The 19,586-nt window shown below is 49.1% G+C and carries 16 protein-coding genes and 1 pseudogene; 13 read left to right on the top strand and 4 right to left on the bottom strand.

The features are described 5' to 3' along the window. Positions 1-61 precede the first annotated feature (61 nt). The gene (locus tag ABC831_RS12465) at positions 62-2,323 is read right to left on the bottom strand and encodes an extracellular solute-binding protein (protein ID WP_343248449.1); all 2,262 of its coding nucleotides are present in this window, start codon (positions 2,321-2,323) and stop codon (positions 62-64) included. A gap of 279 nt (positions 2,324-2,602) precedes the next feature. Between ABC831_RS12465 and ABC831_RS12460 the strand changes: the two genes are divergently transcribed. From ABC831_RS12460 to ABC831_RS12420, 9 genes are all read left to right on the top strand, one after another. After that, complete coding sequence (locus tag ABC831_RS12460) at positions 2,603-3,709, top strand: sugar ABC transporter substrate-binding protein (RefSeq protein ID WP_343248448.1); 1,107 nt, start codon at positions 2,603-2,605, stop codon at positions 3,707-3,709. Positions 3,710-3,846: 137 nt separating this feature from the next. Further along, on the top strand, positions 3,847-5,949 hold the full coding sequence (locus ABC831_RS12455) for a glycoside hydrolase family 20 zincin-like fold domain-containing protein (RefSeq protein WP_343248447.1): 2,103 nt from the start codon (positions 3,847-3,849) through the stop codon (positions 5,947-5,949). Positions 5,950-5,968: 19 nt separating this feature from the next. Next, entirely contained in the window at positions 5,969-7,486 is a 1,518-nt protein-coding gene (locus ABC831_RS12450; protein ID WP_343248446.1) for a sugar ABC transporter ATP-binding protein, read from the top strand. Continuing rightward, entirely contained in the window at positions 7,487-8,452 is a 966-nt protein-coding gene (locus ABC831_RS12445) for an ABC transporter permease (protein WP_343248445.1), read from the top strand. It abuts the gene before it with no gap. A gap of 19 nt (positions 8,453-8,471) precedes the next feature. Then, positions 8,472-8,801, top strand: a complete 330-nt coding sequence (locus tag ABC831_RS12440; protein WP_343248444.1) for an L-rhamnose mutarotase — start codon at positions 8,472-8,474, stop codon at positions 8,799-8,801. 89 nt (positions 8,802-8,890) lie between these two features. Continuing rightward, the gene (locus ABC831_RS12435; protein WP_343248443.1) at positions 8,891-9,253 is read left to right on the top strand and encodes a sensory rhodopsin transducer; all 363 of its coding nucleotides are present in this window, start codon (positions 8,891-8,893) and stop codon (positions 9,251-9,253) included. Between the two features lie 120 nt (positions 9,254-9,373). After that, entirely contained in the window at positions 9,374-10,552 is a 1,179-nt protein-coding gene (locus ABC831_RS12430) for a M24 family metallopeptidase (RefSeq protein ID WP_343248442.1), read from the top strand. A 48-nt stretch (positions 10,553-10,600) separates the two neighbouring features. Next, a complete protein-coding gene (locus tag ABC831_RS12425; protein WP_343248441.1) occupies positions 10,601-11,338 on the top strand; it encodes a creatininase family protein in 738 nt (245 codons plus the stop codon). Positions 11,339-11,860: 522 nt separating this feature from the next. Then, positions 11,861-13,549, top strand: coding sequence for an FUSC family protein (locus ABC831_RS12420; RefSeq protein WP_343248467.1), 1,689 nt, complete (start codon positions 11,861-11,863; stop codon positions 13,547-13,549). Positions 13,550-13,631: 82 nt separating this feature from the next. Here ABC831_RS12420 and ABC831_RS12415 read toward each other — a convergent pair. After that, positions 13,632-13,868: pseudogene (locus ABC831_RS12415) on the bottom strand (HD domain-containing protein); the annotation flags it as partial. Positions 13,869-14,092: 224 nt separating this feature from the next. Here ABC831_RS12415 and ABC831_RS12410 point away from each other — a divergent pair. The 4 genes from ABC831_RS12410 (at position 14,093) to ABC831_RS12395 (ending at position 17,632) form a co-directional block, all read left to right on the top strand. Further along, complete coding sequence (locus tag ABC831_RS12410; protein WP_343248440.1) at positions 14,093-14,593, top strand: GreA/GreB family elongation factor; 501 nt, start codon at positions 14,093-14,095, stop codon at positions 14,591-14,593. A gap of 184 nt (positions 14,594-14,777) precedes the next feature. Next, positions 14,778-15,674 carry a DegV family protein gene (locus ABC831_RS12405; protein ID WP_343248439.1) on the top strand — a complete coding sequence of 299 codons (897 nt, stop codon included), beginning with the start codon at positions 14,778-14,780 and terminating at the stop codon, positions 15,672-15,674. Between the two features lie 102 nt (positions 15,675-15,776). Continuing rightward, positions 15,777-16,988: a helix-turn-helix domain-containing protein gene (locus ABC831_RS12400; RefSeq protein ID WP_343248438.1), complete on the top strand. Its 1,212-nt coding sequence runs from the start codon at positions 15,777-15,779 to the stop codon at positions 16,986-16,988. Positions 16,989-17,089: 101 nt separating this feature from the next. Then, positions 17,090-17,632, top strand: coding sequence for a VanZ family protein (locus tag ABC831_RS12395; RefSeq protein ID WP_343248437.1), 543 nt, complete (start codon positions 17,090-17,092; stop codon positions 17,630-17,632). Between the two features lie 158 nt (positions 17,633-17,790). Here ABC831_RS12395 and ABC831_RS12390 read toward each other — a convergent pair whose 3' ends face one another. Together ABC831_RS12390 and ABC831_RS12385 are read right to left on the bottom strand one after the other, a co-directional pair. Further along, positions 17,791-18,105 carry an L-rhamnose mutarotase gene (locus tag ABC831_RS12390; protein WP_343248436.1) on the bottom strand — a complete coding sequence of 105 codons (315 nt, stop codon included), beginning with the start codon at positions 18,103-18,105 and terminating at the stop codon, positions 17,791-17,793. A 31-nt stretch (positions 18,106-18,136) separates the two neighbouring features. Then, positions 18,137-19,585 carry an L-fucose/L-arabinose isomerase family protein gene (locus ABC831_RS12385; protein ID WP_343248435.1) on the bottom strand — a complete coding sequence of 483 codons (1,449 nt, stop codon included), beginning with the start codon at positions 19,583-19,585 and terminating at the stop codon, positions 18,137-18,139. Position 19,586: the final 1 nt, after the last annotated feature.

The following is a 19,586-nucleotide window of genomic DNA, read 5'->3' as shown; positions in this document are numbered from 1 at the left end:
AACAGAATGCTGGCAGCGTCATTTTGCGGCGCCTTCCGGCTGGTTTTATGAACGGTATCGGTCATCTTGTACAAAGTTCATTGAGCTCCCGGTGTGTATTCGTGATCGCGTCCTGCACTTCCAGCTTGTCATCCAGCAGTTCATAGATCCATTTGCAGACAATAGAATCGATCTCGTTCTGGGATACGGTCCGCCTGCTTTTTAAGCGGGGCGGTATGGGAGGCTTGCAGTAGGTGTAGGTGGAATGATAGAGCGGAAGCCAGGGATAGAGCTTGACCAGCTCATCATTCGTATAAGTGGAAGTGATCGCCGACTGGCCCCCCAACAGGGTCAGGTAGTTGGCCACCTGTTCATCACAGGTCCATTTCAGGAATTCAAAGGCTTCCTGCTTATGCCGGGAGACCGCACTGATTCCCATGCTCCAGCCGCCTAAGAGGGGACAGTGCCCGGGTATATGGTGGTAGCCGATGGAACCAACCAGGCTGCTCCGGCGCAGATCCACGATGTCGGTCAGGAAGGATGGGTAGGTGATCAGCATGGCCGTCTCACCCTGAAGGAATTCCTGTACGATACTGTCGTCCGTGGCTTCCCGGTAATTGGGCTTGGCCGCTTTGACAGAACGCACGAAATGGATGTAAGCTTTCAGAGACTGGGCGGAATCAAACGTTACTTTGCCGTCCGAATCAAAGAGCTTCCCGTTATAGGCCCTAAGCCGCATATAGATCTCCGGGGCGAGGCACTCATCGTAAGCAGCGGGTACGGAGATCCCGTAATCAATGCGGTCTGATTTATTGGTAAAAAAATCGGCGATCGTATTAAACTCCTTCAAGGTAAGCGGCGGGCGGAGCGTGATATTGTTCTGTTTTTCATAAGCTGCCTTTAAATCGGGATCTTCAAACAAATCTTTTCTATAATAAAAGATCTGCGGCGCGTACATAAACGGAATCCCGTAATAGTGCTGGTTGTAATTGCTGTAATACTTCAGGCAGCCTGGCAGGAAGATATTCAGGTCGATGGATTTGAGCTGCTGGGTGATATCTTCCAGAATATGGCCGGAGGCCAGAGCCGGCAGCCAGGGAATATCATACATAAACACATCGTAGGGGTCTTCCTCTGCGGATGCATGGCTGTGGTTTTCCAATATCTTATCATACATATAATGATGGGGCAGGATCGTGATATCCGCGTGGATATTGGTCCTGTTTTCAAAGTTGCGGATTAACCCCTGGAGAGAGTGAACCTGGGGAGTATCCATCATAAGAATGCGGACCGTTTTCTGCGGTTCGCTTTTTTTGTCCGATTTGTCCGTGACAGTGACCGTTCGGACAAGAGACATGGGCTTATTCAGAGATGTGTCCCGAAGGATAATCTTTTCATTTTCTTTGGTGGAAGGAGATTTGAGCTGCTCCAGCAGCAGGTTGGACGCGGTCTGTCCCAGCTTGATGGCAGGCCTGGCGGCGGAAGCATTTGTCATGGAATGGGTGTAAAGATTCCAATGCTCTTCTCCCAGCGTAATCACAGGGATGTCTTCGGTGCGGTATCCGAGGATCGTAAACGCCTCGATGATCCCTGTGGCGATGGATTCCGACGTGGCGATGATGGCGTCGGGTTTCCGCTTTTTTAACAGCTGGATTGTTTTCCGGAAGGCGTCCTCTTTGCTCAGATTGGTTTTCAGCAGATAGGACGGGTCCGGCTTGGGACCGTTCTGCGTGAGTGCCTCCTGGAATCCGCTGATACAGTCGGCCTCGCAGTCAAATTTGGGCGGGCCGCTCATCAGATAGATATTCCGGTACCCGTAATCTAACAGATAGGTGGTCATATATTTTATGATCGAGAAATTATCAAAAGAGACAAAGTTCGCATCCAGGCTGTGGATGTTCCGGTCGATCAGGACCAGCGGTCTTTGGTCGGAAGTAAAATAATCATAGTAAAATTTCCAATTGTCAGGCTGACAGGAGACCAGGATCAGGCCGCAGATCTGTTTCTTCAGAAAGTTGCGTACGATATTCTGCTCATAATCCGGGATATCATAGGAAAAGGCCAGATTCACATAATAGCCGGTATTCTGGAACGTATTCTCGATACCCTGAAACATCTGTACATAATACGAATCATTCAGATTTGGCAGGATTACCCCGATATCATTGTAAAAATTGGATTTCAGACTTTTGGCTGAGAGATTCTGGGAATACTGCAGGGCGTCCACAGCTTCCTTAATTCTTTGGGAAACCTCCCTGCTGACCGGTTTGGTATGATTCAGATAATTCGATACGGTGGCGATGGAAACATCAGCCAGTTTCGCCACGTCTTTTATCGTAGCCATGGACATCCTCCCTTTAACCTTACAGGCCCCGATTCCCTTTAAATATGGAAACGTTCGCCAGCGGAACTCTTTTTTTCACTATAGCATATCCGTATTTAAATGTAAAGTGAAACGTTTAAATTAAATTCGATTGAAAATGAAGTGAAAATATTGACTGGACCGCGGAAAGCAACTAAAATATAGGACAGAGGGAAACAAAGAGAACGGTATTTTGGGTAGTGGGAATGGTAAATGAGGCAGCTCATTTTATCATAAAATTTTAAAGGAGGGTTTTATTTTATGAAAAAAGCACTAGCATTACTCATGGTGGCAGCGATGTCACTGGGACTGGTAGCATGTGGATCTTCTGAGAAACCTGCAGACGCTCCGGCAGAGAGTGCGGCACCTGCAGCACCTGCGGATACCGCGAAGCCGGCGGAATCACAGGCTCCGGCAGCAGACAGCGCAGGGGAAAAGCAGACCTATAAGATCGGTGTCTCCATCATGGAGCTGACCGCGTATACCTGGTATCAGGGCGTGATCGATGGCTGCAACCAGTGGATGGCGGATCATGGCGATGAGTACGGAGTAAACTTCGAATTTTCGTTTGAGGATTCCAGATCTGATGTCCAGACGATGCTGACCAATGTGGAGAATATGGCAAGCGCGGGCAGCGATGGCATTATCCTGTTCCCGGCCGACGCGTCCTCCGCGATCCCGACCATGAAAGAACTGGTTGGCCAGGGTATCCCGTTTGTAATCGGTGATTATGCCCAGGAACCCAGCTCTGACAGTGACGTGGTATGGTCGACCTTCGTGGGCCATGACATGAAAGCGCTCGGTAAGAAAGCAGGAGAAGAGGCGATAAAATATCTGGATACTTTAGGAAAAGATGATCCGGTATGCCTGTTCATCTCCCGTCCTACCTCCGGTCAGGTATCTCAGGACCGTTTTGACGGCTTTAAGACTGCTGTTCTGGAAAAATATCCGAATGCCAAGATTATTGAAGAAGGCGACACCGGCGCAGGCAACAGGGATTCCGCCCAGACGCTGATGGAGAACGTATTGCAAAGAGAATCTGTGATCGATGTCGTATGCGGACATAACGATGCGGAAGTGGTTGGTGCTTACTACGCGGCAGTGGCACAGGGCAGAGACGAGACAAAATTCATTGGTATCGCCGGTGATATCGATGTGCTGACCTGGATCTCCGAAAACAATGACAAATGGCTTGCGGAAGTTCTGCAGGACCCGGTAGTTCTGGGATATCAGGCTACAGACGCTATGTATAAAACTTTAGTATTAAAAGAAGACCTTCCGGAAAATTATGACCTTCCGGAACCGGAAGCGATCACACCTTCCAACATCGCAGATTATGACTGGAAGAACTGGGGATGGCTTGGCTGATCAAAGCGGCAGAAAGTTTCGCAAGCGAAACTCTTTCAAATCGGCTGTATAATTGAAAAATAAAAGACGGCGGGACTCTTTTGCCCGCCGGCTTTTATAAGCAAAACGGATAAAAAATAAAACAGGGGGTTCGATAAATGATCAATTTGTTACCAGAGCCGAAACGGTTGCTAGAAAAACAGGGCTCGACAAAACCATTTACCAAAATCTGTCTGAACTCTGAGGAAAAGAATCTCGATCTGAATGAATTACTGGAAATAACAGAACTTCGTCTGTGGAATTATAAAGAAATCAAAACTGCTGTTGGAGAAGGCAGCGGGGACGGCGAGATGCCGGTACATATTGTGTTATCGCTGGATGGCCTGGAGACGGAACAGCCGGAGCTGTTCGCGGCCCAGGGCTACGATTTGGACATCGGGGAAGAGGAGATAGTCTTAAGGTATGAAAACAGAGCCGGCTTTATCAACGCGGTCACTTCTCTGAAAATGCTGTTAAAAGAGAGCGGCGGCGCTTACCGGCTGCCGTTGTGCCGGATTACCGACTATCCGTCCCTGCCGGTGCGGGCCATTGCCCAGACATTCTCCTGGTACGCAGGATACGGCAGATTCGGTTTCGACAGCCAGCTGTGGGGATATGAGGACTGGGTACAGTATCTGAATATCTGTCTGGACAATAAAATCAACCAGTTCAATCTCGTGATGTACGGATACTGGCCTTTTGATATGCCGGACCATCCCGAGACAGTGTTCCGCGATGTACCCATCAAGATATGGAATGCGGAGAACCGCAGATGGCTGACCGTGCGGTATACCCACCCGAACCTGGAAGAACCCTATATGGACAAATTCATCCGTCTGGCGCATAAGCTGGAGGTCAAAATATTTGCCTATGTGGGCCTGAACTCCTATAACGGGGCATTTTCCATCAAGCATCCGGAGGCCAGGATGAAAGCTCCTGAGTCCAGCGGTTTCCTGAACGATTTTGACTCGCTGTGCCTAAGCTATCCGGGCACTGTGGACTATATCATTGAATCCATGCGCCAGATCGCCAGACTCGGATTCGACGGCTATACGCTGGAAGAGAGTGAGGAAGGCTTCTGGTACTGTGAATGTGACGAGTGCAAGAAACGCTGGCACGCGATCAGCAGCTCCCCCGGTGAGGCAAAGCACAAAGCGAACATGTGGCTTCTGCAGAAAATCTACGACGCGGTGCGGGAGATCAATCCGCAGGCTGTGATCGGAATCCGGGCATTCAGACAGCCGCCTCTGGAGAAAGATCCGGCATTCTTAAAAGAGTGTGTGGACTCCATGCCGAAGGATATCATGCTGTTCTGGGCGCCGGGCCTGTATGTGCCGGAAACCGAATTCCCGAAGTGGTGCGAAGCATTTGGCAGGGACAGGATCTGGGCGAGGGACACGGAATCCAATTCCATCACGTCCACCATGGGACGTCTGTACCGGACCTTTCAGTCCAATATGATCCGCTATGAGGATGAAACCAACGAACAGGTCATCGAGACAGATATCCGGCAGCACAAGGGCAGTGTGAAAATGGGCGTGCACGGGATTAACGGATTCATGTTTGAATGGTACGGCCTGTTCATGCACCTGTTCGCCCACGGCAACTATGGCTGGGGTTCCATGATGGATGAGGAAGAATTCTATCAAAGAGCCTGTGAACTGAACTTCGGCGCATTGGGAGAAACCATCCTGTATGTGATGAAAAATATGATCACCATTCACGAGAGCCAGATCCCACTGTATACGACAGCGTTCCCGTTCCAGAAGAACAAGATGACGCAGGAGGACATTCCCGCGATCCTTGCGGCCAAAGCAAACCATGAAAATCTGATGGCGAAGATCCATATGCTGCAGCAGGAAGCCAGCCGGAATGAAAAACTCTATCCCTGGCTGACCCATTTTGACCGGTGGGAAAATGCCGAGCGCAGGAATGCGGTGATCTACGATATGGTGCTGGCGGCGCTGGCCTATGAAACAGAGCAGGATCCGGACAGGAAGGAACAGTTGTTGGATGAAATCCTGTATCTGAATGAAAAAGATTTCGACATCGTAAAAGAGATGTTCTTTGATATCAACCCGGTGAACGAGACGGGTGTGAACAGCTGCATGTTCCCCTATCATGAACTGAAACGGCTGATTCACAATATCAGACATCCCGAGGCACCGGATGACGCAATTATCTGTTCGGGCGTGGAAGCCCTTGGGTGGTTATGGCTGTAATTTGGAAGGAGTTATCGAAATGGGCGAAAAGAAAACGGATGTAACACCCTTGATTGAGATCAGGAACTGTACGATGGAGTTCCCCGGCGTGAAAGCGCTGTCGGATGTGAATTTCACGCTGATGCCGGGAGAATGCCACGCCCTGGTCGGAGAAAACGGAGCCGGAAAATCCACACTGTCCAAGTGTATTACCGGTGAAAACAGGATGACCAAGGGGGAACTGTTCGTCAAAGGCGAGCAGATCAAAATACCATCCTACAGTGTAAGAGAATCTCAAAACAGAGGAATCGCTATCGTTCACCAGGAGTTTACCCTGATGAGTGACATGAGCGGCGTAGAAAATATATTTGTAGGACGTTATGAGAAGAAACACGGGCTGATCGATTGGAAAGGGCTGGACCGCCGCGCGCAGGAGATGCTTGATTTTCTTCAGTGCGACATCAATCTGCATATCCCGGTCAAGCACTTAAGGACGGCGGAGAGGCAGATCATCCAGCTGGCCAAAGCACTGTTGGATGACCCTGCGATCATCATATTTGATGAGCTGACGGCGGTGCTGCAGGAAAAGGATATTGAAAATATTTTCCGAATCATCGGCCTGCTGAAGGAAAAAGGGATCGGTATCGTCTACATATCCCACCGGCTCAACGAGGTGTTCGAATGCTGCGATTCCTACACGGTTCTGTGCGATGGCCGCTATATCAATTCCGGCAGGGTGAAGGACATCGACAACGGACAGCTGGTGAAGATGATCATCGGCAGGGAATTGGCCAATGTCTATCCCCCGGTCAATGAGGATCTGGGAGAAGTGCTGCTGGAAGTGAAAAACCTAACGGCGCCGAAGGCGTTCCGGGATATCAGCCTGCAGGTGCGGGAGGGCGAAGTGGTTGGACTGGCGGGCCTTTTGGGAGCGGGAAAAACCGAGCTGGTACAGGCGATCTTCGGAAATCATAAGATTGTCAGCGGAGAAGTGCTGGTCAAAGGAAAACCGGTGCACTGCCGCAAACCTTTCCAGGCGATCCGTTTCGGTATGGGGCTGGTGCCTGATGAGCGGCGGACGCTGGGATTGAATATGAAGTTCGATATCAAAGATAATACGACCCTTCCGTCCATGAAACTGTTCCGGAAGATGGGGATCTTCCAGGATCACGAGGCGGAGTCTAAGGCTGCTTATGATATCAACGAGAAGATGAATCTGGCCTATTATTCCCTGTGGCAGAACGTAAAGAAACTGTCCGGCGGCAATCAGCAGAAAATCGTAATTGCCAAATGGCTGCTGCGGGATACGGAAATCTTTCTTCTGGATGAACCTACCCGCGGGATTGATATCGGCGCCAAATTTGAGATTTACCAGCTGATACATGAATTGACGAAACAGAAGAAAGCGGTGATCCTGGTATCCCCGGAAATGGAAGAACTGATCGGGCTGTGCAACCGGATCTACATCATGTACGAAGGCGCAATTATGGATGTTGTGGAAGGTGAAAGAAAGACACAGGAAGTCATCATCAATAATTTGTTAGGAGTGAACGCATAAATGAATGATTATAAGACAAAATCAAAAAAATACAGCGGCGGCGCAAAAGCTCTGCTGACCGACTGGATGATTTTATTTCTATTTATCGCACTGTTTATCTTGTGCTGTTTCAACAGTAACTTCCGCACCACGAACAATATCATGAATGTGCTGCGACAGGCATCCTTTGTAGCGATTATAGCCATGGGGGAATTCTTCGTAATCCTGATCGGAGAGATGGATATGTCCATCTCGTCGACCATCGGGCTGGTCTCTATCTTCTTTGCCGGATTTACGGTAAATAACGGATTGCCCATATGGGTGTCCTTCCTGATCGTGGTCGCCATGTCCGCGGCAGTGGGCGTGATCAACGGCTGTCTTGTGGTATACGGCAAAATGCCGTCGTTTATCGCGACGCTGGTTATCATGAATATGCTAAAAGGGGTCAACTACATCTATTCCGACGGCCTGCCCATCTCAGGCCTGCCCGACAGCTTTGGCAAAATGGCTCTGGGGAAACTGGGGATCGTACCTTATGCGGTTATCCTGATGATCGTCGTGGCCTTTATCCTGTATATGTTTACCGCGCATACAGCCATCGGGCGCAGCTTCTTCGCGGTGGGCGGTAACAAGGAAGCTTCCAAACTGTCCGGCCTGAACGTCAACTTTGTGGCGATCCTGGCATTCGTTATGTGCGGGGTCCTGACTTCCATCGGAGCTCTGGGGCTTACATCCAAGACCCAGTCCGGAAACGTGACGCTGGGCGATAACCTGCTGTTTGATGTCATGACCATCTGTGTACTGGGCGGCACCTCCCTGACAGGAGGCCGGGGACGCGTGGTCGGTATCGTGATCGGGGCTTTGTTCCTGCAGGTCATATCCAATATCATGGTACTGATGGGAATCAATACATACTGGCAGTGGGTAGTAAAAGGTATCATTCTGGTCGTTGTTGTTTTGATCGATTCTTTCTCCAAGAAGGATTGATCGTAAAAGGAGAGATTGCATGCGCAGACAGGTATTCGGTCAGATCGGGAAGTTAAAGCCGGAAAAGATCCAGGAATATATCGAGCTTCATGCCAACGCATGGCCGGGGGTCCTGGAAACCATCCACAAGTGTAACCTGAGGAACTACTCCATTTTTATACAGGGTGACAGTGTATTTTCCTATTTTGAATATATCGGAGACGATTATGACAAGGATATGGCCCTGATGGAGGAGGACAGCATCACCCAGGAGTGGTGGAAGCATACGAAACCGTGTTTTATAAAATACGCCATATCTCCTGACAGTGAATTTTACCACGACATGCAGCAGATATTTTACTATGAATAACGCTTTCCGAATGGATAAAAGCAGGGACAAACGCAGCGTCAGCTGCGGTCAAATAAACGAATTAAGAAACAGAAATGAGGGTGAGAAACATGGGTTATGGACAGAAGGTATGGGTATTTCCCGACGCGGAACTGCCGCCGGTAGGCGTGAACAGTATCCCGGGGCACGAATCCATTATCATTACAAATACGGGAAATGCGGATGCCCATATCAACATTACACTTCTGTATACCGATCGGGAACCGGTCCGGAATATCCCGGTTACGGTAGAAGCAGAGAGGGTGCGCTGCCTGAGGACTAACGAGGAAAAAGACTTTGGTGCGCATACGGCAGCCTTTGGGGAACAGTATGCGATTCTCATGGAGAGCGACGTGCCTGTTGTCGCACAGTACGGCAGGGCGGAACCGCGGACAGTGGCATTTTATACGACTCCCGGTTATAGTTGTGACTGAGTGAAATAGCTATATCAAAAGCTTTAGGGCAGTGTATATAGAAAATATTATGCATCGCACGAAAGCGGCTTAAAAGTTGCTGCTAAGTGCTCATAGCGAAAAAAATTGGAGGATAAAACTATGGCAGAACATGGAAGTATCTGTATTCCGGTTGAGGAATACAAAGAGAGAGCAAAGAAAGCGGGACAGATCCTGCAAAGGGAAGGGCTGGATGCCCTGATTGTGAATTCCAATGAATCCGATTACGCCAACGCGCGTTATTTTTCCGGATTCTGGCCGCTGTTTGAACGCTGCGGTGTAGCGATCAATCCGGCAGGGGAGGCTGCGCTGATGGTAGGGCCGGAGAGCCGTGAATTCGCCGCGGACCGCTCCAGAATCGATAAAATCTTCGTCTTAAAAGAATACCGGGAAGGCGCAGATCCCGCTTATCCCGAACTTCAGGCTGATACCTATCACGATGTATTCAAAGCATTAGGAATCACGGGTTCCAAGCTGCGCATCGGTGTGGCCAGCTATCTGGATACCTCCGTTGTCATCATGGAAGGCATCAAAGCCGCATTCCCGGAAGCTGAGATCGTGCGGGCTGACCACGTGATGGTAGAGCTTCGTTCCATCAAGTCCGTGAACGAAATCAACTGCCTGAAGGAAGGCTACCGGATCGCGGAGCTGGCAACCCAGCAGGTGATCAAAGAGATCCGTCCCGGAATGACTGAGCTTCAGATGGTCGGCGTGGCTGAGAGAGTGGTATATGAAAACGGAGCGGAATACGAAGGCCTTCCGATGTATGTATTCTCCGAAGCGTCCACCCGCCATGCGATCTCCCGTTCTTCCTACCGGAAATTCGAAAAGGGTGATATCGTACAGCTGAACCTGTCAGCGAAAATCGACGGCTATTCCGCTTCGATCGGTTACCCCATCGTTCTGGGTAAACTGGAAGGAAACAGAAGAGATGTGGTCATGTTCGGACTGGAAGCCCACAACTGGACACAGAAACAGATCAAGGCCGGCGTGATCGCCGCTGATATCGCGAAGAATTTCTATCAGTACTATGTGGAAAATAACTACCAGGATAACTTTGTCTACGGACCCATGCACGGTACCGGTATGATCGAAGTGGAAGCGCCCTGGGTGGAGACGATCTCCAACTATGCGCTGCAGCCTAATATGACGTTCCAGATCGACACATTTATCTCCACCAAGACTTTTGGAGTCCGCTGGGAAAAAGGAATCGCGGTTACCGAGAGCGGCTGCGACGTTCTCTCACCGGAGATCGGGAAGCTGTACGAACTGGAATTCTAGGCCGCTCCCTAGGGGAGCCTGAGAGAGCTTGAAAGGAGTTGAATAAAGATGCAAATGGTTGATATGTTTTTCAAGGAGCTGGAGGACGCGAAGAAACGGAAGGTACCGTTTATCATTCCGATCGGGACGATAGAGTATCACGCGCTTCATGCCAGCTGCGGCACGGATACGATGGTCATCAATGGGGTTTTAAGGGAGCTGGAGAAAACAAAAGAGATCGTAGTGTGCCCGCCGATCTGGTATGGTGTGGCCAGTTATGCGGTCGGCGGACCTGAGACCGGGACGATCCATGTAGATGTGGATGCCTATGAGAATTATATCTATTGTATCCTGAAGTCTCTGATCTATGGCGGTGTGAAGAACATCTACTGTGTAGCCCATCACCAGACGGAGGAAGCCGGGCTGATGCCTATGACTCTGGCCTGCCATAAGGCGGCGAAGAAGGTTACGATGGAGTTTATGGAGGAGACCAGAGGTAAGGGCTGGTGGGGCAGCAATGATTACGCCGATTATTATGAGAATCTGGGATCGGGTGATGATCCGTTCTCATATATCAAAGTAATTCCTCTTATGAGCGCCGAGTGCCAGCATAAGATCGGCGGGTTTGACCACGCAGGGAAGTATGAGTCGAGCCTGATGTATGCGCTTTATCCGGACCATGTGGATCTGGAGAGGACGAAGGAGAATACGGAGTGGTTTGCGCTGAACTCCGTGGAAACAAGCATGGAGCTGGGCCGGTTTATGGTGCAGTGTGCGCTGGAGTCCCTGGAAGAGATTATCGTATAGTATGTATTGGTGAATTTGTGTGAGGAACAGAACCTTTTTCGGCTTATGGCCTGCGGATGGCAGTCTATTGGCTGGTGAAAGGTTCTGTTTTTTTAGCGGGAGGAGCCGGGTAGATAATTGCAGAAGGTGCCCGGGGGAAACTGCGGGATGGGCCGGGACTATCCCGGAGGGGAGGGATGGCGGAAGTTTTGGGAGGGGTTGGCGGAAATTTGGGGTTGTAAAATATTCCATTTAGCAGTATTATTAGTTACAGTTATCTGAAGTTAGATCTTAGATTCAGCTTCTGAGATTATCATGATTCAAATCAATGCAAGTTTCTGCAGGGGTGTGCGGCAGTGAGCCAGCGCAGCTTTATCGAACCTACTTACCATTGAGAGTATGTTAACTGCTATACAGGAAATTGGAGGGCGTCTTTCCGGGAATTGCCGGTTTATTTTTGGTGGCTTGAGCGGTGTTGGGCGATAGGAAAATGAAATATGGAAAGCGTTAATGGTCTGGAGAGGATGTCATGTGTTGGAAAAAATGAAAGATAGTTTTCAAAAGAATTTTGTTCATGCAACTTTGAACTTTATTTTTATTCTTGTATTTGTCAATGTGTTTCAAGCGGTATTCGGGGCGGAGAATTCTATCGTGGGGGTGATCTTTACGATTATGATGTCGGCGTCCATGGTCAGAGATATGACGGCGGCCCCGATGAAGCATCTGATGGTGCAGGCAGGGGTGCTTTTGTGGATGGGGGCGGCCTCGTGCCTGGTGAATACGCTGAATCCCTATGCCGCACTCTTGGTTAATCTGGTTACAGTGTTCTGCATTTTGTATGCGTTTACGTATGAGTATGCGAGCCATATGTATTTCCCATATATTCTTTCCTATCTGTTTCTGGTGTTTATTTCACCGGTCGGCTTTGCGCAATTGCCCAAAAGACTGCTGGGACTGCTGGCGGGGGCGGTGTCGATTATCGTTTATCAGCTCTTTAAGGGCCGTAAGCGTGTGGTGGAGACGGCGCAGGATGTGCTGACATCCATGATCGGGGACGCTTTGGCGGGCATCCGGTATCTGCTCCATGGAGAAGGAGAGATGGCTGATCCTGCGGATGTGCGCAATACGCTCTGCAGGCTCAGCAGGACTGTGTATGAAAGACGCAGGAAGGTTCTGTGTGTATCAGATGCCAGCTTCTCTATGATCGATGCCGGACGCGGGATGGAACATATGATTCTGCTTCTGCATGATTTGGAAGGGAATATGACTTCAGAGAGGAAGGAATTTCTGAAACGGGTTGCTGTACAGCTGGAAGAGTACCGGCGCTTTTTGAACCGGCAGACGGACCGGATCGGGGAGCCTGACCGTCTTAAGATCATACAGGATACAGAGGATGCTGCGCAGGAAGAGTTTTATCGTTCCCTGGTTTATATTTCTGATCATCTGACCCATATGACGGATCCCCGGAAACGGACGAAATACCACCGGACCGCCCTTTCCCTGTCGGTGCGTTTAAAGGCTGCCCTGGATGTCAGCCCGGTGCGGGTGATATATGCGCTGCGTGTCTCTGTCCTGCTGGCGCTGTTTACGCTGCTGGTACAGGTACTCCATCTGGAACATGGGAAATGGCTGCTGTTTACGCTGGCCTCCCTGTCCCTGCCTTATGCGGACGACGTGGGAGTCAAGACGCGTAAAAGGATCGTGGCAACCATTGCCGGCGGAATAGTGTCGGTGGCGGTATTCGGGCTGATATCCAACCCTGTGGGAAGGACGGTGGTTATGATGCTGTCGGGATACCTTTCCTTTTATTTTACCGATTATACCGGTACCTACGCCTGCTCTACCATCGGTGCATTGGGGGGAGCGGTATTCATGGGAGCCTTTGGCGTGGGGGATGTGGGACAGATGTTCCTGATCCGCCTTACCTATATCGGGATCGGAGCGCTGATCGCGCTGGCCGCTAACTGCCTGATCTTTCCCTATCGCCGGAGTATGGCTACAAAACAACTGTTGGAAAAATATGCGGCTACCACAGGTATGCTTACGAAGGTATGCTTTGAGGAGGACGTGGACCCACAGCTCTATTATGAACTGGTGATCCAATCCCATCTGCAGGAAGAAAAATTGGCCCAGAACGCCTCACAGGGCGGCTGGGATGAGATATATGAATTGCTTAAGAGGGGGCGCGCAGCGGTCAGAAGAGCCCACAGGCACAGGGTACCGGACTGGTAAGGGCGTTATGCCATCTTGTTGCCGTTGGCGGTGAACTTGAACTTGGCGTTCAGCAGTTCACATGCCCTTCTGCACATTAGCATACGATGACTGTGGTATCCTGATCGTCCATCCCCAGATCCCGCAGGATCTGGATAGCCATTATTGCCCCGGTATGCGCGTGATCATGCCGGTTCACTGAATTTCCGATATCGTGCATATATCCGGCGATTTTTGCCAGCTCTATTTCCTTTCCGGAATATCCCAGCTCCTTCAGGATCTTTCCCGCTGTCTCGGCAACCTTAACCGCATTTCCGCATTTTCTTTGATCTGTCCATATGTGATTTCCTTCTTTTGGGGCATCTCTTTCTTTTGGCCCATTGATCTACCTGACTTTCTTTTATTTCTATAAAAGTACCTTCTTAGTGTAACTTCCCTTTGTAAAAATTATAAGTGATTTGTGTTAATATAGTGTGTGTGATTTCTTTAGTTGTAGGATTCTCCCCGCTATGATAAGATAGATAAGAAACGTTTACGCGGTAAAGGAGTAAAGGAGTGCGGGTTATGAATGACCAATTAACTCAGAGTGATATAAAAAAGATACAGGAAGAGATCGAATACCGGAAACTGGTAGTCCGAAAGCAGGCAATCGAAGCGGTGAAGGAAGCCAGATCACACGGGGATCTCAGTGAAAATTTTGAATATTATGCGGCCAAAAAGGACAAGAACAAGAATGAGAGCAGGATACGCTATTTGGAGCGCATGATTAAGACCGCGCGGATCATATCGGATGATTCAAAGGACGATGAGGTTGGGCTGAATAATCTGGTGGAGCTTTATTTTGAGGAGGATGAGCAGTCGGAGGTCTATAAACTGGTCACTACGATCCGCGGTAATTCTCTTAAGAAAATGATCAGCACCGAATCCCCCATCGGGAAAGCCATCCTGGGACATAAAGCAGGGGAGAGGGTGCAGGTTAAGGTGAGCGAAGATTACGGTTACTATATCGTCATAAAATCCATTGATAAAACGGCGGATGACGATGACCCTATCCGCAGCTTTTAAGGCAGGATTACCTGTTTATGATTTACGGAGGTATGGGCAAAGCTTAAGAAGCGTATACTGATCTGAAGAAAATTTGAGAAATTTCAGATAAGTTCAGATAAGTAATGAAGGTTTACAGAGAAGATATGGTGTATTTCAGTGAAGATTGGAAATATAACAGCGAAGAAGAAAAGGAGTATACTCTATGGCATTGAAAATTATCACGGATTCTGCGGCGGACCTGCCGGATTCAGTGAAAGAGAAATATCATCTGCATGTCATACCGACACCGGTGACGATTAACGGAACTGATTATTTCGACGGGGAGACGGTTTTCCCGAAGGAATTTTATGAAAAGCAGAGGGCGGGCGCCGACATCTCCACCTATCATATTAACAGCCATATGTTCGAGGAACATTTCCGGCCATTTGCAAAGGAAGGAGACCAGGTTATCTATATCTGTTTTTCTACCGGCCTGGCCGGCACGATGAATGCCGCCCTGCTGGCCAGAAAACAGCTGCTGGAGGAATACCCCGGATTCGACCTGACCATTCTCGATTCCAAGTGCGCGGCACTGGGCTTTGGCCTGCTGGTCTACTATGCCCTGCGCATGCAGGAATGCGGTGCAGGCCAGGAGGAGATCATTCAGGCGGTAGAATATCACAAGAGCCATATGAAGCATATTTTCACGGTCGCCACTCTGGAATACCTGTATAAAGGGGGACGCTTAAGCCGGACCGGAAAGATGGCGGGGGATATCCTGAATATCCGGCCCATCCTGGAAGTAACGGAAGAGGGCTCCTTAAAAGCAGTGGAAAAAGTGAGGGGCAGGAACCATTCGCTGACCAGATGCGTGGAACGGGCGGCCGAAAAGAATCCGGATCTGAAGAATCAGATCGTGGGAATCTGCCATGGGGACGATTATGAGAGCCTGGAAAAGGTAAAAAAGATGCTGGAAATAAAGTGCGGCTGCACCAGATTCATGGAAAGCTATGTGGGGTGCGCGATCGGCGCACATACAGGAACGGGAATCATCGGTATCGTATTTTTGGATGAGACATCGCCGTATCTCACAAAGTATAAGGTGATACCGGAGGCGTAAAGTGCTTTGGCCGCAGTTTCCTGTGACTGTTCCGGGAAACGGCCGGAACCGATGCGGACCGACAGATCCTTACCCCGGGATCTCAGGGAGAGAGGGATACTTATGAGAATCGGAGAACAGATCAGGGCACGGCGTGAAGAGCTGTGTCTGACTCAGGAAGAGCTGGCGGAAAAACTGGACATCAGCAGACAGGCGGTATCAAAATGGGAGTCCGGCGCGTCAACGCCCACAGCGGAGAATCTGCGGCGGCTTTCGCAGACACTGGACGCGCAGTTCGATAAAACAGGAAAAGAGGACACCGACCCGCATTCCATTGCCGATCCGGATTCCATCGCGGATCTGTGGGACCAAGTGGAGGAGCAGAGCAAGGAAAAGGAGCCCGGGGATGATCCGTGCCGGGAAGCGAAGCACGGAAAAGTTCAGGTGAAGAATAAGAAACAGCCGCGGGTGCCCCTGGAGAAGACAGGGAGGGGCTGGAAGGCCGCGGCCATAGCTGGCTGGCTGATATTGGCGGCCGTCGGCTGTTTTGCCGGATACCGGTATCTCTTAAGACCGGCAGAGCCTGCTGCGGACCGGATATATACGCCTCAGCAGCCTGCTGAGATCACGGGCGTTTATTTTTACGATAATATGGGAAACGAAGTAGTGGAGGGAGATAACGGATATCCCTTGTCGGACTCGGATGTATTGATTGCTGTGTACCGTGGGGAAGCTCCGGATACCGTGTCGGTTTGTATGGCAGGGAGCGGCGACGGAACGGAGGAGGAAGGAATCGTGATCAGCGGTATCGAAGACAGAGGATACGTGCTGATTCCTCTGAACAGTTCGGAGATATCCCTGACAGGGCAGTTAAAGGTAGTCATGCGGACCGGCACCGGTTCTGTGTCATCCCGGAATTATCCTGTCTATTATGAGGAAGCGCAGTCCGGCGGGGATGCGCCCGCTTCTGATTCCAACGTTTTCGACACTTCCGGTTATGCGGACGGAGAATGGATTGCAACCGACGAGGCGGATAAATTTACGGCGGATTACCTGGAAGAGCTGGAGAACGGACAGCGCACCAAAGATTTCGATGAGACAGATGTCCTGCTCAGCTTCCTGGTTGAACTGAATCCCAGCCTGCCGGGCTGCAGCCGGCGGATCGGGGAGACCAACAGTGAATACGAGGTGTCGATCCTGGATCTTACCGGAGCAGGGACCGACGGGACACTTTGGGTGAAAGTGCGCAGAAAACTGCTGGATACCTCCTACAACAAGGATTTGGAAGTCTGGTATGTCAGCGAGTATAAATATGACAGCAGACCCTATGAATAGATGCCGCTAATTTTAAAGAAATCTTAAGAGAATACAGCCGGAGATTGAGCTATACTAACCTTATAGTAGAAAAATGAAACTGCGATTCGGAGGAATTTACTATGATTATAGGTTTGCTCATCATCGGACTGCCGCTCAGCGCCCTGGCATCAGTGGTTCTGTATCTGCCATTTTTCCTGCGGGGAAGAAAATATAAAATGCCTGGGGCCCGGCATCTGGCCTGCTACGCACTGACGGTAATGTCAGTCCTGATCATCTATGTCACTTTGCTGGTCGGAGGCGTTTCGTTCTTTCCGGATTACCGCCTGCTGAATTTGCAGCCCTTCGTCTGGCTGACACACACCTATGAGATGGGGTTTGCAAGAATGATCCAGCAGCTGGTCTCCAACATCCTGATGTTCATTCCCCTGGGCTTTTTGATGCCCATCGCTTTCCCGAAGCTTAGATCCTTTTGGCGGATGTCCCTGTGCGCTCTGGGAATAACGGTTCTGATCGAGATCGTCCAGTATTTCACCGGGCGCTCTGCGGATATCGATGATGTAATTATGAATACCGTGGGGGGAATGATCGGGTTCGGAATCTACGCCGGTATGAACCGGCTGTTTCGGCAGAAAAACTGGTGGAGGAAGGCTGTGGAAAAATGACGGGAACTGTAATATTCCCACGTGAGAGCGATGTACTTGACGGTATACAGGTTTAGTATGATCCACAGCGGAAGAAAGAGACAGCTTATAGCTGTCTCTCAGGGGGGCAAGTAACCTTAAGTGTGAGAGAATATTGGATTTTCCTGATAATTCCGCATTTATTTGTGACCAAAAATCTGTTGATAGCTTTTGATCTCATTTGTCTCAGGTTCTGCATCCAATACCATGATCCCTCCCATCAATTCAGCCCATCTTTTGCAAATCTCCGACTCCTGCTTGACTTTGTCCGCATATTGAAGGGATTCACATTCATAATACCCGATAACTGTATCGTTGTTATTCCAAATCGTATAATTGTGAATTCCCTGTGTATTCAGAGCTTCTGTCATTTCCGGCCAAATTTGCTGATGCGTTCGAATATATTCCTCTAATTTTCCCGGAAGAATTTTTCCTGTCCACACTCTTTTTTCCATAATTTCTATTACTCCTGCCTGTCAAAGCCAATCAGCTTTTTATAATTTCATAATCGATATGAAGTACTTCCGCTATTTTAGCAATGGTATCCGCATGGTGTCCGACTCCAAGAGCATAGTGATGGGTGGGGCCTGCCATTACCCATTTTTTGATATATTCTTTTGTAGTCGGCTCAAAAAATCCTCGCGTATTTGTATTTCCTGTGGGCGGAATCGGTCCATGCTTTGAAATCCCTTCGCCAAGGATAAATTTAAACTTCCCATCGTAGCTCTGCGTAATTCCAAGCATTGTAATAGGGCCTTCTTTGATTTTAAATTCAATGGAAGCGCCTGAGCCCGGCTTTCCATGGAATTTTTTGAGGGAGCGCAGCACCGGTTTCCCATCTGCAATCGCAATATGATGAGGTCCGTCATGCCCAACCATAATATAATCTTCATCAAAATCAAATGGATGAAATTCTGCAAAGCTTCCGCCAATATTTAATCTATCCATAATAAACATAGCGATACAGGTTTTAATATCAAACTCTCCGCACATAGGAATCCCTTCTGCATTTAACAAAGAATTTCCCACGATAAAAGAACTCACTACTTGCCGATGATTCGAATCCGGCCGCCCGTTATAATAATAAGCCAGACCGGTCAGATTATATTTTTCCACAAACTTATCTAACGTTACTGCTGTCTTGGATGCATGATACAGATCTTCTTCTGTCAGTTTCATCGTCAATGGATCGGAAACCGGAACCGGAGTGTCAAAGCATTCCAGAATCAGCCTGCTTTTCTCTTCGATCTCTTCTTCCGTTACTGTTTCATATACCGCTAAGACGTCATCCACCTCAAGCAGTGGAACATGAACGCCAAATGCATCTGCAATTGCCGTTGGATCAGCATGCATATCATACATAGCCTCCAGCACATGTCCCATCAAACCAAAACGTGCGCCTTTTAAATCATGAAGCACTTTAGCAATTTCACACCATTCTGAAATATTTGTTTTTGCTTCATTATCATCATATAATACACCAATAATCACATCCTGGACCTTTTTACCCATACGGATCGCAACCCCCGTAAATTCCGGAACCGAACAGATATTATCATTTTCCAGCTGCTGACGGGTGTTTGCCTCCTCACACTCTAACTGTCTTCGGGGTTGAAGCGCCACTAAAATAATCGGAATATCTAATGCTCGTATGATCGGTGCAAACACGGAAGAGGTTGCATAAGTGAGCATATTACAAAACAGAATATCTATCTTGCCGCCTTTGATCTCTTCCGCAGCAGCAAAAGCCTTTTCGCTGTAATCGATCATTCCGAAATCTACGACATCCACTCCGTTTTCGTATACGATTTTTTTGAATTCTTCATGATATTTCATTAACTGTTCTTCCAAGCCCGGAAACTGTCCCCAGTATACCGGATGGGCAACGCCAAATACGCCGATTCTGGCATTTCGCTGTTTTAATCGTTCTACCATT

Source organism: Diplocloster hominis (assembly GCF_032380655.1).
Classification (GTDB): Bacteria; Bacillota; Clostridia; order Lachnospirales; family Lachnospiraceae; genus Diplocloster; species Diplocloster hominis.
The sequence above is the reverse complement of the archived record's forward strand: the minus strand, read 5'-3'. Positions and strand labels throughout refer to the sequence as shown.

Bases quoted from the DNA above. Each gene is read 5' to 3' on its own strand.
- ABC831_RS12445 (WP_343248445.1), top strand. From the start codon at position 7,487: ATGAATGATTATAAGACAAAATCAAAAAAATACAGCGGCGGCGCAAAA.
- ABC831_RS12420 (WP_343248467.1), top strand. From the start codon at position 11,861: ATGAAAGATAGTTTTCAAAAGAATTTTGTTCATGCAACTTTGAACTTT.
- ABC831_RS12450 (WP_343248446.1), top strand. From the start codon at position 5,969: ATGGGCGAAAAGAAAACGGATGTAACACCCTTGATTGAGATCAGGAAC.
- ABC831_RS12400 (WP_343248438.1), top strand. From the start codon at position 15,777: ATGAGAATCGGAGAACAGATCAGGGCACGGCGTGAAGAGCTGTGTCTG.
- ABC831_RS12465 (WP_343248449.1), bottom strand. From the start codon at position 2,323: ATGGCTACGATAAAAGACGTGGCGAAACTGGCTGATGTTTCCATCGCC.
- ABC831_RS12430 (WP_343248442.1), top strand. From the start codon at position 9,374: ATGGCAGAACATGGAAGTATCTGTATTCCGGTTGAGGAATACAAAGAG.
- ABC831_RS12405 (WP_343248439.1), top strand. From the start codon at position 14,778: ATGGCATTGAAAATTATCACGGATTCTGCGGCGGACCTGCCGGATTCA.
- ABC831_RS12410 (WP_343248440.1), top strand. From the start codon at position 14,093: ATGAATGACCAATTAACTCAGAGTGATATAAAAAAGATACAGGAAGAG.
- ABC831_RS12435 (WP_343248443.1), top strand. From the start codon at position 8,891: ATGGGTTATGGACAGAAGGTATGGGTATTTCCCGACGCGGAACTGCCG.
- ABC831_RS12385 (WP_343248435.1), bottom strand. From the start codon at position 19,585: ATGGTAGAACGATTAAAACAGCGAAATGCCAGAATCGGCGTATTTGGC.
- ABC831_RS12460 (WP_343248448.1), top strand. From the start codon at position 2,603: ATGAAAAAAGCACTAGCATTACTCATGGTGGCAGCGATGTCACTGGGA.
- ABC831_RS12440 (WP_343248444.1), top strand. From the start codon at position 8,472: ATGCGCAGACAGGTATTCGGTCAGATCGGGAAGTTAAAGCCGGAAAAG.
- ABC831_RS12425 (WP_343248441.1), top strand. From the start codon at position 10,601: ATGCAAATGGTTGATATGTTTTTCAAGGAGCTGGAGGACGCGAAGAAA.
- ABC831_RS12395 (WP_343248437.1), top strand. From the start codon at position 17,090: ATGATTATAGGTTTGCTCATCATCGGACTGCCGCTCAGCGCCCTGGCA.
- ABC831_RS12390 (WP_343248436.1), bottom strand. From the start codon at position 18,105: ATGGAAAAAAGAGTGTGGACAGGAAAAATTCTTCCGGGAAAATTAGAG.
- ABC831_RS12455 (WP_343248447.1), top strand. From the start codon at position 3,847: ATGATCAATTTGTTACCAGAGCCGAAACGGTTGCTAGAAAAACAGGGC.